The sequence below is a fragment of the Niallia sp. 03133 genome (assembly GCF_052663225.1).
Window position 1 is genome coordinate 1 of sequence record NZ_JBQTCY010000045.1, and the last position, 390, is coordinate 390.

At 20.5% G+C, this 390-nt stretch carries 1 protein-coding gene; it reads right to left on the minus strand.

Annotation, left to right across the window (positions count from 1 at the left end):
• Positions 1 to 155: 155 nt before the first annotated feature.
• A partial coding sequence (locus ACTYBU_RS22540; protein ID WP_445493260.1) for a hypothetical protein occupies positions 156 to 390 on the minus strand: 235 nt, incomplete at its 5' end.

A 390-nucleotide genomic window follows, 5' to 3' on the forward strand; every position in this document is an offset into this window, starting at 1 on the left:
CCATTCTGAGAAATGGTATGGAACTATCTTCCACAATTTGATATGTTTTTATGATACAAAAATCCCCCCAAAAAGTAATTTTTGAGAGGAAATAAAAATGTATTTAATTCATACATAAATAATTTTGAAATATTCTTTTTACTTTAAAATCCATCTTATCCTCTAATAATTTCTTTCAGTATATCTGTTATTTCTTTATTTAGTATTCTATTCATTAAATTATTTTTTTTCATATAACACTTAGATTCAAAAATATTTAGTAGTTCTCTTTTTATATTTTTGTTTTTTCTCGATTCTCTTTTTAATATATAAAGTATTTTTTCTTTAATATTTCTAGAGTAATCGCTCTTAATAATTTCTAAAAACCTATTTAATACATGTTGATTTAAT